Origin of the sequence: Methyloversatilis sp. MC4-4 (assembly GCF_049843555.1) — a bacterium.
GTDB classification, from domain to species: Bacteria; Pseudomonadota; Gammaproteobacteria; order Burkholderiales; family Rhodocyclaceae; genus Methyloversatilis; species Methyloversatilis discipulorum_B.
In genome coordinates, this window is the sequence record NZ_JBBHZK010000003.1 from 317,138 (window position 1) to 334,709 (window position 17,572).

At 67.8% G+C, this 17,572-nt stretch carries 10 protein-coding genes; 3 read left to right on the forward strand and 7 right to left on the reverse strand.

Annotated features, from left to right (window positions below; all coding sequences use genetic code 11):
* Positions 1-2: 2 nt before the first annotated feature.
* The 7 genes from WDZ97_RS14510 to WDZ97_RS14540 all read right to left on the reverse strand — a co-directional run bounded on the left by WDZ97_RS14510 (position 3) and on the right by WDZ97_RS14540 (position 11,541).
* Positions 3-1,058: an SDR family oxidoreductase gene (locus WDZ97_RS14510; RefSeq protein ID WP_425763211.1), complete on the reverse strand. Its 1,056-nt coding sequence runs from the start codon at positions 1,056-1,058 to the stop codon at positions 3-5.
* 7 nt (positions 1,059-1,065) lie between these two features.
* A complete protein-coding gene (locus WDZ97_RS14515; protein ID WP_425763212.1) occupies positions 1,066-2,346 on the reverse strand; it encodes a nucleotide sugar dehydrogenase in 1,281 nt (426 codons plus the stop codon).
* Positions 2,347-2,367: 21 nt separating this feature from the next.
* Positions 2,368-5,157 (reverse strand): XrtA/PEP-CTERM system TPR-repeat protein PrsT, encoded by a 2,790-nt coding sequence (prsT, locus tag WDZ97_RS14520; protein WP_425763213.1) that lies wholly within the window; start codon positions 5,155-5,157, stop codon positions 2,368-2,370.
* A gap of 21 nt (positions 5,158-5,178) precedes the next feature.
* Complete coding sequence (gene prsR, locus WDZ97_RS14525) at positions 5,179-6,528, reverse strand: PEP-CTERM-box response regulator transcription factor (RefSeq protein WP_019916780.1); 1,350 nt, start codon at positions 6,526-6,528, stop codon at positions 5,179-5,181.
* Between the two features lie 11 nt (positions 6,529-6,539).
* Entirely contained in the window at positions 6,540-8,627 is a 2,088-nt protein-coding gene (gene prsK / locus WDZ97_RS14530; protein ID WP_425763214.1) for an XrtA/PEP-CTERM system histidine kinase PrsK, read from the reverse strand.
* A gap of 94 nt (positions 8,628-8,721) precedes the next feature.
* On the reverse strand, positions 8,722-10,068 hold the full coding sequence (locus WDZ97_RS14535) for a TIGR03013 family XrtA/PEP-CTERM system glycosyltransferase (protein ID WP_081629131.1): 1,347 nt from the start codon (positions 10,066-10,068) through the stop codon (positions 8,722-8,724).
* A gap of 300 nt (positions 10,069-10,368) precedes the next feature.
* Positions 10,369-11,541: a hypothetical protein gene (locus WDZ97_RS14540; RefSeq protein WP_425763215.1), complete on the reverse strand. Its 1,173-nt coding sequence runs from the start codon at positions 11,539-11,541 to the stop codon at positions 10,369-10,371.
* A gap of 186 nt (positions 11,542-11,727) precedes the next feature.
* Between WDZ97_RS14540 and WDZ97_RS14545 the strand changes: the two genes are divergently transcribed.
* Genes WDZ97_RS14545 through WDZ97_RS14555 form a run of 3 tightly spaced genes read left to right on the forward strand, consistent with a single transcriptional unit; the run spans position 11,728 to position 17,569 of the window.
* Positions 11,728-15,168: a VanZ family protein gene (locus WDZ97_RS14545; protein ID WP_425763216.1), complete on the forward strand. Its 3,441-nt coding sequence runs from the start codon at positions 11,728-11,730 to the stop codon at positions 15,166-15,168.
* Positions 15,165-16,145, forward strand: a complete 981-nt coding sequence (locus WDZ97_RS14550; RefSeq protein WP_425763217.1) for a hypothetical protein — start codon at positions 15,165-15,167, stop codon at positions 16,143-16,145. The genes WDZ97_RS14545 and WDZ97_RS14550 overlap by 4 nt, the downstream gene beginning before the upstream one ends.
* Complete coding sequence (locus WDZ97_RS14555; RefSeq protein WP_425763218.1) at positions 16,142-17,569, forward strand: MBOAT family O-acyltransferase; 1,428 nt, start codon at positions 16,142-16,144, stop codon at positions 17,567-17,569. The genes WDZ97_RS14550 and WDZ97_RS14555 overlap by 4 nt, the downstream gene beginning before the upstream one ends.
* Positions 17,570-17,572 lie beyond the last annotated feature (3 nt).

Below are 17,572 nucleotides of genomic sequence, written 5' to 3' on the forward strand. Positions count from 1 at the left end.
CGTCAGGCAAGCGTCGCCGGCGCAAAACGCGCCACATACCAGTTCATCGCCTCGGCCAGACCGCGCGACACGTCGTGTGTCGGCGCGTAGCCGAGCAGGGTTTGTGCGCGGGTGATGTCGGCCAGCGAGTGGCGTACGTCACCTGCACGGAAGTCGCGATAGTGCGCCTGGGCGCCGGCGATGTCCGGGAATCGTTTCACGAGTTCGTCACGCATCGCTGCAAACAATTGATTCAGCGAGGTCTGGCGGTGGGCGGCGACGTTGTAGACGGTGTTCACCGCGTCGGTGCGCTCGGTCAGACCGGCCAGCAGATTGGCCTGCACCGCGTTGTCGACGTAACAGAAGTCGCGGCTGGTTTCGCCGTCGCCGTTGATCTGCACCGTATCGCCGAGCAGCAGCGCGCGCGCCCAGCGCGGAATCACTGCGGCGTAGGCGCCTTCCGGATCCTGGCGCGCGCCGAACACGTTGAAGTAGCGCAGGCCGACACAGGGCAGGCCGTAACAGCGACCGAACACGTCGGCGTACAGCTCGTTGATGTACTTGGTCACGGCATAGGGCGACAGTGGCTTGCCGATCACGTCCTCGACCTTGGGCAGATTGGGCGAATCGCCGTAGGTCGAACTCGACGCGGCATAGACGAAGCGACCGACACCGGCGTCGCGCGCGGCGACCAGCATGTTCAGGAAGCCGTTTACGTTCGAATCGTGCGAAGTGATCGGGTCGGCCAGCGAACGCGGCACCGAGCCGAGCGCCGCCTGGTGCAGCACCACGTCGACACCGCTGCACACCCGGGCGCAGGTCGCCAGATCGCGGATGTCGCCCTCGACGAATTCAAGGCGCGCCGCGGCCTGCGACGGCAGGCCGCCCAGCACCTCGTCGAGGTTGCGCTGATGGCCGGTCGAGAAGTTGTCCAGCGCGACCACGTTGTGGCCGGCGTGCAGCAGCACTTCGACCAGATGAGAACCGATGAAGCCGGCGGCACCGGTCACCAGCCAGCGGCGCGGGCGCGCGGCCAGCGCAGCAGACAGGGACTCGGGCAGGGTTGCAGGCAGTGTCACGTGGGTCTCACAGACGCCAGACGCCGACGCCCTGCGCTTCCAGCGCGGCCGCGTCGAACTGGTACTTGATGTCGGCCAGCACGCCGCCGGCCTTCAGCTTGCCGACGTAGTCGGACAGCGGACGGGCGGCGAACTCCTTGTGCGACACGGCAGCCACGATGGCCTCGACCTTGGGAATGGCGTCCCAGTCGGTCAGCGACACGCCGTATTCATGCTCGGCTTCCTTCGACTCGGCCACCGGGTCATGCACGATGACCTCGACGCCGTAGCTCTGCAGTTCGCGGATGACGTCGATCACGCGCGAATTGCGCAGGTCGGGACAGTTCTCCTTGAAGGTGAGGCCAAGCACCAGCGCCTTCGCGCCCTTGACCGAGGCGCCGCTCTGGATGAGCTTCTTCACCGTCTGCTCGGCGACATACTTGCCCATGCCGTCGTTGATGCGGCGGCCGGCCAGGATGACCTGCGGGTGATAGCCCAGCATGTCGGCCTTGTGGGTGAGGTAGTACGGATCGACGCCGATGCAGTGGCCGCCGACCAGGCCCGGACGGAAGGGCAGGAAGTTCCACTTGGTGCCCGCCGCCTTCAGCACCTCTTCGGTATCGATGCCGATCTTGCCGAAGATGATGGCCAGTTCGTTCACGAAGGCGATGTTCAGGTCGCGCTGCGTGTTCTCGATCACCTTGGCCGCTTCCGCCACCTTGATGCTGGACGCTTCATAGACGCCGGCGGTGATGACGGCCTTGTACAGGTCGGCCACCTTCTTCAGCGTATCCGGCGTGTCGCCCGACACCACCTTCAGGATCTTGGTGACCGTGCGCTCCTTGTCACCCGGGTTGATGCGCTCCGGCGAATAGCCGACGTTGAAGTCCTGCAGCCACTTCATGCCGGAGAACTTCTCGATCACCGGAATGCACACCTCTTCGGTTGCGCCCGGATAGACGGTCGATTCGAACACCACGATGGCGCCGCGCTTCATGTGCTTGCCGCAGGTTTCCGAAGCGCCGACCAGCGGCGAGAAATCCGGCTGGTGCGCGTCATCGACCGGCGTCGGCACGGCAACGATGATGTAGTCCGCTTCGGCCAGCGCCGCGCCGTCGGTGGTCACCGTCAGCTGGGTGGCGGCGCGCAGGTCCTCGCTGCTCACCTCGCCGGTCGGATCGACGAATTCGCGGTAGGCGGCCACCTTGGCGGCCGACATGTCCACACCGATGGTCGGCATCTTCTTGCCGAATTCGACAGCCAGGGGCAGGCCGACGTAGCCGAGGCCGATCACAGCAACTTTGGTCATGGTTTTCTATCCGGATTCAGTTCAAAGAGTTTTCATCAGATCGGCCACCTCGGCGGCACGTTCGTACTTGCTGCCCAGCGCAACCAGCGGCTCCAGTTCCTTGCGCGCGTCGCCCTTGCGCCCGGCTCCGGCCAGCCCACGCGCCAGATTCAGGCGCAGATCGTTGGCGAACGGCGCCGCCGCGACCGCCTGACGCATCATCTGCAGGCCCCGATCAGCGTCGCCGGCGGCGAGCAGAATGCCGCCGTAGGTGTCGAGCACGGCAGGGTTGCGCGGTGCCAGTGCGTAGGCCTTTTCCGCATAGCTGCGGGCCCGCGCATCCTTCTGCTGGGCGGCGATCCAGGCCAGGTTGTTCAGCGCGATCACATTGTTCGCCGATCGCGCAAGCGCGGCCTCGTAACGCATCCGAGCGTCATCGAGCGCCTTGCGGACCAGCGCGACGTCGCCCAGGTAGAGCAGCACCTCGACGTCCTTCGGATTGTCCTTGAGCCAGCCATCGACCAGCGCGCGCGCGTCGGCCGCCTTGTCGTCCCGTTCGAGGGCCGCGTGCAGGCGGGTGACGTTGGTGGCCGTGCGCTCACGGCTCAAGGCCTCGCGATACGCCTTGATTGCCTGGTCCGCCTTCGACGAGGACATCATCAGCTCGCCTTCCATCACGTAACCCAGCGCCGCCTTGGGCCGCTGACGCTGGACGTCGCGCGCCACGCGGAGCGCTTCGTCGACCGCGTTCCGGCTGCGGTGGATGGTGATCAGCATGTTCTGCGCCTCGACCGTTTCCGGCTGCAGCGCCAGCACCTTGCGCAGCGTCTGGATCGCCTCGGCGTCCCGCTTCGCTGCAACCTGGGTAGCCGCCAGATTCAGTTGGGCGCGGACCGAGGTCGGGTCGCGCTCGACCAGCTTGGTACGCGTGGCGACCGATGCTTCCAGTTCGCCGGCCCGTGCCTGCGCCAGCGCCAGCGCGTCGAGCACTCGCGGTTCGTCCGGCAGTGCGTTGAGCGCCTCGTTTGCGGCCGCCAGCGCCTTGCCACGGTCGCCCGAAAGCTGGTGCAGCTCGATCAGCGCAAGCCGCGGATTCACCTGCTTCGGATGGGCGTCGATGGCCTGCCGCAGCAGCTTGAGCGACTCCGGCGTGCCGTCCGGCGTGCGTGCCTTGAGACCGGCGAGCGCCATCAGCGCATCGGCGTTCTTCGGCGACTTGGCGACGAACTGCTGCAGCACCGCTTCCGCGTCGGCGATCTTGTCCTCGGTCACGTACATGCGGGCGAGGTTGTTGGCCGCGCTGAAATATGCGGGATCGAGTTCAAGCGCACGCTTGAACTCGGCGCGCGCGCGGTCGGGGTCGTTCTTCAGCAGATAGGCGGTGCCACGCAGATTGATGCTGACCGGGTCGATCTGGCGCTTCTTTTCCAGCGCATCGATCGCCGCCAGCGCGCGGTCGGCGTCGCGGTTGCGCAGATGCGCAACGATCAGCACGAGGTCCGGCCGACCGCTCGCCGCATCCAGCCTGACCGCCTCTTCCAGCGCCGCGATACCACCCTCGCGATCGCCGGCCGCCAGCCGGCTCAAGCCCAGCCGCGATTGCGCGTCGGCGTCTTCGGTCTGCTTCTTCGCGGCGATCTCGAACGCCGCCTCGGCGCCCTTGGCGTCGCCACCCGTCAGATAGACCTGACCGGCGAGCGCCTGCACTTCCGGATTCCCGGGGCTGGACTTGAGCAGCGGAGCCAGCGCCTGTCTCGCCTTGTCCAGCCGGCCGGTCCTCAGATAGGCGCCGACCAGCACCTTGCGGATGAACAGGGAGTCACCGCCGTGCGCGATCACCTTTTCGGCGTGCTGTTCGGCCAGTGCATATGATTGCAGCTCGAATTCGGTCAGCGCGGCCAGTCCGAGCGCCGGCACGTAGTTCGGCGCAACAGCGAGCGTCTTGTTCAGACGGTCCCGCGCCTCGACAAACTTGCGCTCCTTCACCAGCAGCAGGCCGTCGAGATAGTTGGCTTCCGGCGCCTTGGGCGACACCTTGCGCAGCGCCGCCAGCTCCTTGCGTGCTTCCTCGATCTTGCCTTCGTTCGCCAGCGCCGACACGACGACGAAGCGCGCCGTGACGTTGCTCGGCTTGACCTCGTAGACCTTGCGATAGGACGCCATCGACTGCTCGAACTGCCCCTGCGCCGATCTCATCTCGGCATCGAGGAACCAGGCCTCGGCACTCTTCGGATCTGCAGCCAGCACCTTGTCGAGCAGCGCGTGGGCACTGGCGAATTCACGCTGCGTACCGAGCAGGCGCGCCTTGCCCAGTGCAGCATAGAGATGGTTGGGATCGACCGAGAGCACCTCGTCGAATGCCACTTTCGCGCCGTCCTTGTTGCCCACCGCCAGCTGCGCATGACCGATCGCGGCCCTGAGCTCGGCATTGGCGGCCGGCGTCGACAGCTTGGTCGTGCCCAGACGTTCGATCGCCTGCTTGCTCTCGCCGGCCTCGACCATGGCGCGCGCCAGCAGGGGGGCCACCTGTTCCGCCGGATGCCCGGCATCGAGCGCACGGGTCAGTTCCTTCACCGCCGACGGCGCATCGCCGGTCAGCATGTGGAGGCGTCCCAACTCGTAGCGGGCGGCGGCGTTCGAAGGATCCTTCTGCAGCAGGTTCTTCAGCTGGATCGCCGTCGTCTGCAGGTCGTTGCGCTCGAACGCCGAACGCGCCTCCGCCAGCAACTCCTCGGGCGGCTTGCTGCGGTCGCACGCAGCCAGCGCCGATGCGCAGAGGAGTATGGCGAGCAGTCGGCTGACTCGCGGAAGGGTCGGGAATGTGGGGTTCAAGAGCGATGCTCCAGGTCGGTTTCAGCGCAGGCCGAAACGATTCATCAGGTCGTAAAGGGTCGGCCGGCTCACGCCGAGCATTTCGGCGGCCTTGACCATATTGCCGTCGACGCGCGCCAGCACGCTGACGACGGCCTTGCGCTCGGCTTCCTCGCGGATCTGGCGCAGATTGAAGAAGCTGCCGTTCTCTTCCGCCGGCTTCAGGCCCAGGTCAGGCACCATGATCTGGTTACCGTCGGCCATGATGGTGGCGCGCTTGATGCAGTTCTCCAGCTCGCGCACATTGCCCGGCCACTTGTGCGCCTCGATCGCCGCCACCGCCTCGCGCGACAGCGACATCGAACTGCGCCCCTGCTCGCCGGCGAAGCGCTTGACGAAGGAATGCGCCAGCAGCGCGGCGTCGCCCTCGCGCTCGCGCAGCGGCGGGATGGTGACGACGATTTCCGCCAGGCGGTAATACAGATCCTCGCGGAAGCGGCTTTCGCCGATCAGCGTCTGCAGGTTCTGGTGGGTGGCGCACACCACGCGCACGTCGATCGGAATCTCGTCGCGGCCGCCCAGCCGCTCGATCACCCGCTCCTGCAGGAAACGCAGCAGCTTGGCCTGCAGCGGGCCCGGCAGGTCGCCGATCTCGTCGAGGAAAAGCGTGCCCTTGTTGGCCACTTCGATCTTGCCCGGCGTCTGCTTGGTGGCGCCGGTGAAGGCGCCTTTCTCGTAGCCGAACAGTTCGCTTTCGAGCAGGTTGTCGGGAATGGCCGCGCAATTGATCGCGACGAATCGTTCGCCGGCACGCTCCGAACGGTCGTGCAGCGTCTTCGCCAGTACCTCCTTGCCGGTGCCGCTTTCGCCCAGCAGCAGCACGGTGGCGCGCGTCGCCGACACCTTCTCGATGGTGCGCAGCACGCGCAGCATGTTGGCGTCGCGCGTGATGAAGCGGCCTTCGACACCGAGGTTCTGATTGGCCAGGCGTGTGTTCTCGGCCTGCAAATCGTGCAGGCGGAAGGCGCGCTCGATCAGCAGCGCCAGCAGTTCGGGTTCGAAGGGCTTGGCGTAGAAGTCGTAGGCGCCCATGCCGATCGCGCGCAAGGCGTTGGCGCGGTCGTTCTGTCCGGTCAGCACGATCACCTTGGACTGCGGCGCCAGCGCCATGATCTCGCCGAGCAGGGCCATGCCTTCGGTCACATCGTCCGGCGCCGGCGGCAGACCCAGGTCCATCGTGATGACCGCCGGTTCGTGGCGCCGTATCTGCGCCAGCGCCGATTCGCGGTCACTGGCAAGCACCACTTCGTAATCGTCGAAGCTCCAGCGCATCTGCTTCTGCAGCGCAGGATCGTCCTCGACGATCAACAGCGTACGACCCTTGTCAGCCATGTCACTCCCGGTCAGGCGACGGCCACCGCGGCCGTCTGCTGAGGAAACACGAGCCGGAACAGGCTGCCCCGCCCCGGCTCGCTGATTACTTCGATGCGTCCACCCAGATCCTGGATGTAGCGGAAACTTTCATAGGCGCCGATGCCCATGCCGTTCGCCTTGGTGGACTGGAACGGCTTGAACAGGCGCTCGCGCACGAACTCTTCGGTCATGCCGCAGCCGTTGTCCTCGACCTCGACCACGACGCCCTCCTGCCCACTGCGCGCCCTGATGCTGACTTTACCGTTTTGCGGCGTGGCATCCAGTGCATTCTGCACAAGATGCCCCACAACCCGCTCTATCCGGTCTTCATGAGCGCGGATCACCAGTCCACTCTCGACTTCGAGCGCCAGCGCACAGCCACTGCGCGCGCGCGACCGGTGCAGCCTTTCGAGCAGCGGCGTCAGCGACACCGGCGCTGCCTGCTCGATCGGCTGGGTGCCGGAACGCAGCTGCAGCAGCATGCTGTTCATGCGGCCGACCGCATGCTCGATGGTGTCCAGCATGTCCTGCTGGAATTCCGGGTTGTCGCGGTGCTTCTGCGCGTTGCGCAGCAGCAGCGTGAGCTGGGCAATGAGGTTCTTCAGGTCGTGTACGACGAAGGCGCTCATCTTCGAGAAGGCTTCGAACTTCTTCGCCTCGATCAACGCTTCCATCGCCTGCGTCTGGTTCAGCACGCCAGCCACCTGGCGGCCGGCCGTCTTCAGCAGGTCGCGCACCTCCCAGTTCAGGTCGACCAGGGCGCGCGGGCGGCACAGCACGACGAAGCCGAGCGGCATGTCCTCGCTGCCGAGCGGGCAGATCAGCCAGGCCTCGGGAATCTGCGCCACCCATTCCGGCAGGCGCATGTGGCCGTACACGCCGGGGCGCGATCGATGCTCCTCGATATTGACCACCCACATGCGACCGAGCAGCAGCGCGATCAACGGACTGTCGGCCGGCTCGCGCGCGTCGATGGCCGGCAGGTTGAGTCGTGCCGCCGGCGCGTATACGCCCTGCTCGTTGCGCAGCCACAGCATGCCGCCCGGGCTTTCGACCAGATCGGCCATCACCCGTATCGACGCTTCGCGCAGGGTGTCGACGTTGGAGGCGCTGTACAGCGTGTCGGCCAGTTTCAGCCACTCCGCCCGGTAGTCATAGCGCAGGCTGAAGAAGTGCTTGTTCACGAACACGCGCAGCCAGGCGCGCACGCTGCCTGAGGCGATGGACGCCACCAGCCCCAGCGCACCGGCGGCCAGAACCACGGTCTGCAGTGCCGCGCCCCACTCGCCACCAAAGAAGCGGACGTAGTAGCCGGCCAACGCGATGATGAGCAGCGCCGCGCCGGTGATCACCAGCGCCGAAGTGTGGAACACCGCCTCGCGCGACACATTGAGCCGGATCGACCACTCGCGGATGCGCGCCGACGACGCGGCGAACAGCGGGATGGCGATGGCGTGCACCAGACCGCGCACTGCCCACAGGGTCGGGTCCAGCTCGCGGAACATCAGCGCTTCGGAGAAGAAATACAGGTCGAACACCAGCGTGAAGCCGAGACCCAGCGTCATCGGCTTGACGCCCCAGCGCCACTGCTGCGGCGTGTTGCGGTAGAACTGCTCGGTCATCACCGCGCCCAGCAGGCTCAACCCCAGGCCACATCCCATCAGCCAGACCAGCGCGCCCGCGTCGCGCGGCAACACCCAGGACAGCACGGCGTAGGCCAGCGCACAGGGCAGGACCGTGATCAGGGCCAGCCGTATCAGCCACGAAGGCCGGCGCACCAGTCCGCGCAAGGGCTGGCGTCCATCCGGGTCGACCACGCAGGCGGCAAGAAAGAACAGGAAAAGCAGGTAGTGGAACGCGTCGGCCGCGTGCGCCAGCGTCCACCACAGCGGATGGGGTCGCCACACGAAGCCCGTCATGGCGGCACACCACAGGGCGCCGCCCACCATGCACCAGCCGAGCAGGCGGGCGCGCGGCGACCGGCTGGCGCTCATGAAGAGCTGCAGGCAGAAGGCGGCGAATCCGAGCGCGGCCGCAGCGTATGCGTAAAGCGCAAAGGCAGCGGGAAGGGAATCCATCAGGACGCGGCGTCAGAAGTGTTGCAATGAACCGCATTGTGCCCGTGACCCGGCGGGCGCGCAGCGCGCGGCCGGCCGGACACGGGGGCGACGATCAGCGGGCGCCGTCGCCGGTCAGCACGACACGCACGGTCTGCAGCAGCACCAGGATGTCGAGGAAGAGGGTGTGATTCTTCACGTAGTAGAGGTCGTACTGCAGCTTCTGCACCGCGTCGTCGACCGAAGCGCCGTAGCTGTAGCGCACCTGGGCCCAGCCGGTGATGCCCGGCTTGACGCTGTGACGGGCGGCGTAGAACGGGATCTGGTCGGTCAGCTGATCGACGAAGAAAGGACGCTCCGGGCGCGGGCCGACGAAACTCATGTCGCCATGCAGCACGTTGAAGATCTGCGGCAGTTCGTCGATGCGGGTCTTGCGGATGAAATGGCCGACGCGGGTGATGCGGTCGTCGTTGCTGCCGGCCCAGCGCGGCTTGCCGTCGGCTTCGGCGTCCAGACGCATGCTGCGGAACTTGAGCACCTTGAAGGTACGGCCGCCCTGACCGACCCGCTCCTGGCGGTAGATGACCGGGAAGCCGGATTCGATCGCGATGGCGATGGCCGCCAGCAGCATGATGGGCGCGGTCACGACCAGCAGCACGCTGGCGGCGACGATGTCGAACACGCGCTTGACCGCGCTGCGGGCAAAGCCCTGGCGGAAGCCGTCGCCGTAGATGAGCCAGCTGGCACGCAGCGTGTCCAGACGGACCTGGCCGCGCATGCGCTCGAAGAAGCTCGACAGGTCATTCACCGTGACGCCCGCCAGCTTGCAGTCCAGCAGTTCGCGCAGCGGCAGCACGCCACCGCGGCGCTCGCGCACTGCCACGACGATTTCGTTGGCGCGGTGATCGCGCGCCAACTGCATCACGCAGCTGCCTTCCGGCATCACCAGCGTGGCCGGCACTTCGACCGCCTCTTCGGCACCGACCGGCACGAAACCGACGATGGTGTGTGTGGCGCTGGCCGAGGTCGATACGCTGGCCCAGACGGAAGCCGCTTCGGCGCCGGTACCGACGACCAGGATGCGCCGCGTGAACATGCCGGCGCCGTCGGCCTGCAGGAAGGACGCCGCGCGCAGCAGCAGGATGCCGCCGAAACCCATGCACAGCGACACATCGAGTGCCGGCATCGCGACGCTGCCCTGCGGCAGCAGGCGGAACACCATGTAGGCAACCGGCAGGCCGAGCAGGAAGGCAAACAGCACGCGCCCGACCAGCTCCGACAGGTTGCGCGGCTGTTCCCGCTGGTACAGGCCCAGCGCGCTCATCAGCAGCGTCATCAGGATGGCGAACACCGAAGCCGGCAGCAGTGCGGGCAGCAACGATTCCATGCTGGCGGGCGCGCTGATCCAGGCGGCGCCGAAACCGGCGATCAACAGCACGATCGCCTCGGCGATAAGTCTCATGAGCGTGACGGAAGGTACGTAGTGACTGAACAGTCTGACCACAATCAACCCCTTTTCGGCCGCCCGGACGATGCTTCGGACCAGCCGCAAATATTGTCCCGACGCGGGGGCGCCGGCTTGTTGAGCGCGAACGATATGGGCTGAACCGGGGATCACGCGTGAATCTGGTCACAAGAAGCCGCGGCGCACAGGGGCGGTGATAACTAACGCACGTTGCGACGCCGTTTCAGGGCTACCGGCGCGGCCGGGAGACACAAATTTCCACAATGGAAAAGCGCATTCCGGCGCCCGGCGGCGGCTTCAGACCGTCAGCGCGACCGCAAACACCGTCAGGACACAGAGCAACAGCAGGACCTTGCGCCGGCGCCCCGTGGTGAGCAGACGCGACGGCAGGGCCCGGAGCCGGGCCGGCAGGCCGTGGTCGAGCAGCGCCAATCCGCCGGTCGCGTAGGCGTCGGCCAGCGCCTCTACCGACACGAAACACAGCGTCGGGTAGCGCTTTCGGGCCTCGGCAACCAGGCTGTCGATCGCCGCCAGACTGTCCTGGTGCCGGGCCTGCCGACCGACGAAGTTCGAGCGGTGCGTTTCCAGCAGCAGCGGGCGTCGCTGCGCCCACTTGCGCGCCAGCGCCTCCAGCCCGCGGTCGGCACGGTGGCCGCGCACCGGTTCGTAATAATCGTCGCGCACCAGCGCCGTCAGCCCGGAAGCACAGCGCTGGCCGTTCCGGTAGAGCCGGCCGCTATCGACCGGCAGGCCGTCGGCGCCGCGCCGCTCGTAGCGCTCGCCCGGCGTGACCAGCGCGCGCACGCCGGCCGCCGCCCAGGCGGTCTCGACTGCATCGTTCCAGACGAAGGTCGGCGGCACCGCCACCGCAGGCATCACGCCGAAGATGCGGGCGAAAGTCGATACCTCGGCCGTCGCGCGACTGACGATGTCGGTCCCGTCCAGCGCCTGCGACGGCAGGCTGGAGGCGTCGGTCCAGCGGCTCTGCAAGGGCGACGGCAGGTCTTCGGTGGCCGGGAAGGGCTGGCGTCGCCACGCTTGCAGCGCCGGATCCTGCGCGCAGGCCTTGTCCAGCACCGCCGGGTGATAGTGCTGCATGCCGTGCAGCTGCAGCGAGAACACGCCGCGCGCCACGCCGGCGCGCATTTCCGCCAGCACCGGCGCCAGCCGGGCGTCGTCCAGCGTGACGCAGGCCTCGGCCTCGTCCGGCCGCGCCTCGTCCGGGCCGGCCAAGATGACGCCCAGCGTCATCACCGGGTGACGGCCCTGGGCATCGGCATGCGCCGAAAGCACGCGCGCGATGTCGCGCAGCGCGTCGGCCTGTTCCAGCGGGCCGTAACCCCAGTCGTCGCCCTCGAACACCATGACCGGGTGGCGCAGGCAGGGCTCGGCCCAGGCGCGCGCAAGATCGCGCCTGACGCAGTAAAGCGCCAGCGCCCACAGCAACAATGCCCCGTAAAGCCCGTACATCGTCCCCTCCTCCGGGTGCGCACTTTCGCACAGACCGGTCGCCGACTCCCGTTCCGGCCCGCCGCCGATCGTGACTGATGGCACTTCCGGCAGCGACAAGCCGCCGCCACCCCCTATCGGCCGCCGGTGCCGGTCCGGATAATCGCCGCGCACGTCCTCCGTCAGCCAGCCCCCTCGCCTCCGTCCATGCCCTTCGAAGCGCGCCACACCCGGAACGTCCTCGCGGCATGCGTCGTCTATACCGCGCTGATCCTGTGGGGCAGCCTCTACCCGTTCACCGGCTGGCGACCGACCGCCGACGCGCTGGCCTTTCTCGGCGTGTGGAACACGAAGGCGCTGTCGGCGCCCGATCTGGTCGTCAATGCCCTCATATACATACCGCTGGGCATCGGACTGCGCTGGCTGACGCGAAGCTGGCCGGCGTTGCTGTCGATCGCGCTGGCGACGGCCTTCGCCGCCGCCCTCAGTTTCGGGGTCGAAGCTGCGCAGGCGCATCTGCCGCAGCGGGTGCCCTCGCTGGCCGACTTCATCCTGAACACCGCCGGCGGGCTGGTCGGCGCCACGATCGCCGCACTGCTAACGCCGCGCTGGCGCCTGGTTGCGCGCCTGCAGGCCTGGCGCGCGCGCAGCTTCCAGCCGACGCGCGACGCCGATCTGGCCCTCGCGTCCATTGCCGGCTGGGCCCTGTCGCAGCTGTCGCCCTTCGTGCCCTCGCTTGACCTCGGCACTCTGCGCAACGGCCTCGCACCGCTGGCAGCCACGCTGGGCGATCCGGCCAGCTTCGATTTCGCGCGCATGGCCGGCTACGCGCTGGCACTGTTCGCCCTCGCGCTGCTGGCGCGCGACGCCCGCCAGCGCTCGGCGTCGCTGACGCGCTTTCTGTGGCTGTTCGTGCTGGCAGTGCTGCTGCTCAAGGTGGCGGTGATCAGTCGCCAGCTTTCGGCCGAAGCGCTGGCCGGCGCGGCGGCCGGCCTGCTGTGCGGGCTGGCACTGCCGCGCCGTCTCAAACCGGCGCGCCCGGCGCTGGCGGCGCTGGCCATGGTGCTGGCGCTGTCCATCGTCGAACTGACACCGGAGCCCGGCGCCTTGCGGCAGCTGAACTGGACGCCCTTCGTCGCCCACCTGAACAACCCGATGCAGGGGCTGAGTGTGCTGATCGACACCTTCTGGCCCTATGTCGCGCTGGCCGCGGCGCTGCACCGACTGTCCGGCGGCGGACGCGGCGCCGCCGCAGGCATCGTGCTCACCTGCGGCGGCCTTGCCTTCGGGCTGGAATGGATGCAGCAGTACGTGCCCGGCCGCACGCCCGACATCACCACGGTGGCGATGGCGCTGGCCGGCGCGGTGCTGACGGTCCGGCATCTGGCGCCGGCTGCCGGTGAAGCGCCGCGGCCGCGCTCACCGGTGCGCCCGCGACTGGCGTTCACGCTGGTCGCCGCACTGCTGCTGAGCAGCGCCAGCGCGGTGTGGTCGCTCGCACGCACGCCGCCGCCGACCGTACTCGCCTCCGCGCGCAGCAAACCGACGCTGCCGCTGCCCGAGGAACTGCAGGTGCCCGCCCTGCCCGGCTTCCGCCACGCGCATCCGCGCCTGCCCTACCCGTCGGCGGGCGATATCGCCCGCCTGCGCGCCGACAATCCGGACTACATCGGTCAGCTCGTCAAGCGCGCCAGGGGCGGCAGCGGCGATCTGAGCGCAGCGATCGAGGCGGCGGTGCTGGCGCCGGAGACCCAGGATGTGCGTGTCATCGTCGAGCGCGTCGTACGGATGAAGCCCAACTGGCGCGGCCACGCTCAGACCAAGCCGATCGCCCAGGTCTACGACTGGCTGCACGACCGCGTACCGCCGGAGCTGATGCCGAAGCTGAAGGACAAGGTGATCGAGGCCTGCAATCACCAGATCCGCGTCATCCGGATGGAGGCGCTGTCGCCGTACAACGTCTATCTGTACAACGCGCCCTTCCAGGCGCTGATGGCCTGCGCGCTGTCCATCCACGGCGACGATCCGCGCGCGGTGCCGGTGATGGCCTTCACCTACGACTACTGGATCAACCGCGTGCTGCCGGTGTGGCGACAGATCGGCGGGCGCAACGGCGGCTGGCACGAAGGCAACGAATACGTCGGCATCGGCATCGGCCAGGCCATCTACCAGGTGCCCGCCATGTGGCGATCGGCCACCGGCGAGGATCTGTTCCGGCAGGAGCCGGCGCTGCGCGGCTTCCTCGATTTTCTGGTCATGCGCCAGCTGCCGGACGGCAGCAGCGTCAAGATCGGCGACGGCCGTTTCGGCCGCCGCGCAGTGGACGACGCGCTGGCGCTGGCGCTCGAATACCGCCACGCCGCCGCCTACACGCTGTATGGCAAGCCCGATCGCAAGCCGGCCCCGACCTCCTGGCCCTGGGGTCCACTCACCGACCCCACGCTGTACTCGCCGGTCGCCGTGCAGACACAGCCGCTCACCCATTACGCCGACGGCCTAGGCTGGCTGCTCATCCGCAGCAGTTGGCGCGACGACGCCACCCATCTGAGCTTCAAGGCGGGCGACAACTACTGGTCGCACAGCCATCTCGACCAGGGCAGCTTCACGCTCTACAAAGGCGCGCCGCTGGCCCTGGACAGCGGCTGCTACTGCGGCTACGGCACCGACCACCATCTGAACTACCACTACCAGACCATCGCCCACAACACGCTGACGGTGACCGATCCGGCCGACACGCTGCCGATGCCGGCGCGCCAGAACAAGAAGCCGCGCACCATCGCCAACGACGGCGGCCAGCGCCGCGTCGGTTCCGGCTGGGACCTGCACGCCGCGCCGATGGATATCGAAGACTGGCGCGGCAAATACGACGACTTCCACACCGGACGCATGGTGCGTGTGGTCGAGCAGGACGGCCTGCTGATCGCGCTGGCCGACATCACCGCCGCCTACACCAGCGCGCAGACCGGCGCCCACAGCTTCCATCACCGCACGCGGCGGGTCGAGCGTGCCTGGCGCATCTTCGTCTATGACCGCGCGGCCGACATGCTGGTGGTGCAGGACACGCTGGAAGCGACGCGCGCCGAATTCGCCAAGCGCTGGCTGCTGCACAGCGCCGAGGCGCCACGCATCGACGGCCGGCGCTTCGTGATCGAACGCGCGCCGGTGATGCAGGTCGCCGGCCTGCCGCGGCTGGAGGGCGAGGTGCTCTACCCGCGCGACGCGCGCATCGTGCCGATCGGCGGCAAGGGCTTCGAGTTCTTCGTCGACGGCCGCAATTTCGACGAGAACGGCACGCTGGCCGCCAATATCGCGCGCGGCCCGTCCGACCTCGAACCGGGCGCCTGGCGGCTGGAAATCTCGCCCGCCGCGCCGGCACTCGAAGACCGCTTCCTGGTCGTGCTGCGCCCGGGTCTGGGCGCACTGCCGCCGATGGACGCCACGGTGGTCGAACAGCCGGACGGCATCGTCGCCGACATCACGCTGCCCGGCCGCCGGCTGGCGCTGCGTTACCCGCACGACCGACTGGCGGTCGAGGCGACCGTCACGCTGACTGACGGCAGCCGCCGCACACTCACCGTCGAGGGCGAAGGCACGCGCGCGCCGGCCGCTGGATGGATAGATCAACTTCGCGCCTGGGTATCCCGATGAACAGAGGATGGACGGCCGCGCTCGGTCCGGCGGCATGGATTGCACTGGCCCTGCTGGCCTGCTTCGAACTGGCGCTGCATAGCGACGCGGTACTGCAACGCTACCGCGCCGTGTTCGCGGTCGGTCGCGCCACCGACAAGATCGATTTTGTCGAGCACGCCCGGCCGTCGCTGCTGGTGCTCGGCAACAGCCGCGCCGACAACGGCATCGCGCCCGACGCCCTGCTCGCCGCGGCCGGATCGCCGAGCGGTGTACGCGCCTTCAACCTCGGCATGCCGGGTGCCAACGCACTGGTGCTGCACGGCGTGGCCGACCGCCTGCTCGAAGCCGGCGCCCGACCCAGTGACGTACTGATCACGCTGGACGAAACGCTGTTCCAGCACGAGGACTCGCTCGGCTACTACGGCTTTCTCGCCGAGCGCGAAGCACTGCTCGACGGCGGCTTTCATGCCGAGCTGTTCGGCTCGCTGCTGCGCACCTGGTATTACAGCGGCAATCTGCGGCAACTGCGCGAACCGGACAAACTGCTGCGTTTCGCCGAGGCAACGGTCGGCGAAGTCGAACCGGTGGGCGGCAGCGCCGCGCAGAACATGGGTTACCGCGCCGGCTTCAAGGGCCGCTTCCAGAACCGCGAACAGCTGATGGCGCAGGAGGCTGGCACGCGTGCGCCGCCCGATCCGCGCATGGTCGATGCGATGCACATGCTGGTCGATCGCCTGGTCAAGGCAGGCGTGCGCGTGCACCTGATCGCCACGCCACTGTTCGGCCGCGAATCAGCCTTCGGTCCCGGCGCCGCGCCGGGCCCCTACGCCGGCGTCACGCCTGCACTGGAAGCACTGGGCGCGCACTGGCTCCAGGTCGATGTACCCGCACTCGAACCCGACCACTTCGCCGACCCCGGTCACCTGAACGACGGCGGCGCCCAGCTGTACAGCGCCGCCCTGGGCAAGGCCTGGCAGCGGGAGTCCGCACGATGATCTTCAGCCAACCCGTCTTCTTCGTCTTCCTCGCTGCGCTGCTGGCGATCTACGGCCTGTGCCACACGCAGCCGCAACGCGCGGTCGTGCTGCTGGCTGGCAGCCTCATCTTCTATGCCTCGTGGAAGCCGGCCTACCTCATCCTGCTGGTACTGTCGGTCAGCATCAACTACCTGTTCTACAGCGCGCTGTCGCGCACGCGCAGCAAGCGCACGCTGGTGATCGCGCTGGTGCTCAATCTGGCGCTGCTCGGCGGCATCAAGTACCTGGGCATGCTGATCGACACGGCGATCGCCGTCGCCACCTTCGCCGGCCACGCCGACACCGGGCTGGACAGCGGCTGGACGCACTGGGCGCTGCCGCTGGGCATCAGCTTCTATACCTTCCACATGCTCTCGGTGATGATCGACGTGTACCGCGGCGAATGGACCACGCGCATTTCATTCCGCTCGTGGTGGCTTTACATCAGCTTCTTCCCGCACATGGTGGCCGGTCCCATCCTGCGCGCCTCCGAACTGGTCGAGCAGCTGGAGCGCCTCGGGCCGCTGCAGGCGCGTGACCTCAAGGTCGGTGCGCTCATCTTCATGGGCGGGCTGATCAAGAAGATCCTGTTTGCCGACAACTTCGCCGGCCTCGCCGACGAACTGTGGGCCGATCCGTCGCGGCTGGATACCGCTACCGCGTGGCTGGCGGTGACCGCCTTCGCGCTGCAGATCTACTTCGACTTCTCCGGCTACAGCGAAATGGCGATCGGTCTGGCGCGCGGCTTCGGCGTCGATCTGCCGCGCAATTTCCGCTACCCCTACATCAGCCGCAGCCCGCAGGAATTCTGGCAGCGCTGGCACATCACGCTGTCGCGCTGGCTGCGCGACTACCTCTATGTGTCGCTCGGCGGCAACCGCGCCGGCTACGCACGCACGCTGGCCAACCTGATGATCACCATGGTGCTCGGCGGCCTGTGGCACGGCGCCGCCTGGACCTTCGTCATCTGGGGTTTCCTGCACGGCGCCTGGCTGGTGGCGCACCGCGTCGTCCAGCCCTGGCTGCCGAAGCCGCAGGCGCCGGCCGGGCAGATCGCCTACGCCGTGCTCGCCTGGGGCTGCAGCATGGTCGTGGTCTGGGTCACCTGGGTGTTCTTCCGCGCCGCATCGACCACACAAGCCTTCGACATCTGCGCGCGCATGGCCGGGCTGGCCGGCAGCGACGCCAGTCCGCCGGTGGTGCGCAGCTATGTCTGGTTGCTGACCGCACTCACCTGCGTGCTGGTGCTGCTCGAATCGCGCATCGTCAGCGCCTGCGCCAGCGGCCTCGACCGCTGGTCGCGGGTGACCCCGCTGCTGCGCGGTGGCGTCTATGCGGCTGCGATACTGTGTGTGGTAATTTTCGGCGGCAGCACACAGCGTTTCATCTATTTCGACTTCTGATCC

Coding starts and splice junctions, on each gene's coding strand:
- WDZ97_RS14535 (WP_081629131.1), bottom strand. CDS start 10,068: ATGAGACTTATCGCCGAGGCGATCGTGCTGTTGATCGCCGGTTTCGGC.
- prsK (WP_425763214.1), bottom strand. CDS start 8,627: ATGGATTCCCTTCCCGCTGCCTTTGCGCTTTACGCATACGCTGCGGCC.
- WDZ97_RS14550 (WP_425763217.1), top strand. CDS start 15,165: ATGAACAGAGGATGGACGGCCGCGCTCGGTCCGGCGGCATGGATTGCA.
- WDZ97_RS14540 (WP_425763215.1), bottom strand. CDS start 11,541: ATGTACGGGCTTTACGGGGCATTGTTGCTGTGGGCGCTGGCGCTTTAC.
- WDZ97_RS14515 (WP_425763212.1), bottom strand. CDS start 2,346: ATGACCAAAGTTGCTGTGATCGGCCTCGGCTACGTCGGCCTGCCCCTG.
- prsR (WP_019916780.1), bottom strand. CDS start 6,528: ATGGCTGACAAGGGTCGTACGCTGTTGATCGTCGAGGACGATCCTGCG.
- WDZ97_RS14555 (WP_425763218.1), top strand. CDS start 16,142: ATGATCTTCAGCCAACCCGTCTTCTTCGTCTTCCTCGCTGCGCTGCTG.
- WDZ97_RS14545 (WP_425763216.1), top strand. CDS start 11,728: ATGCCCTTCGAAGCGCGCCACACCCGGAACGTCCTCGCGGCATGCGTC.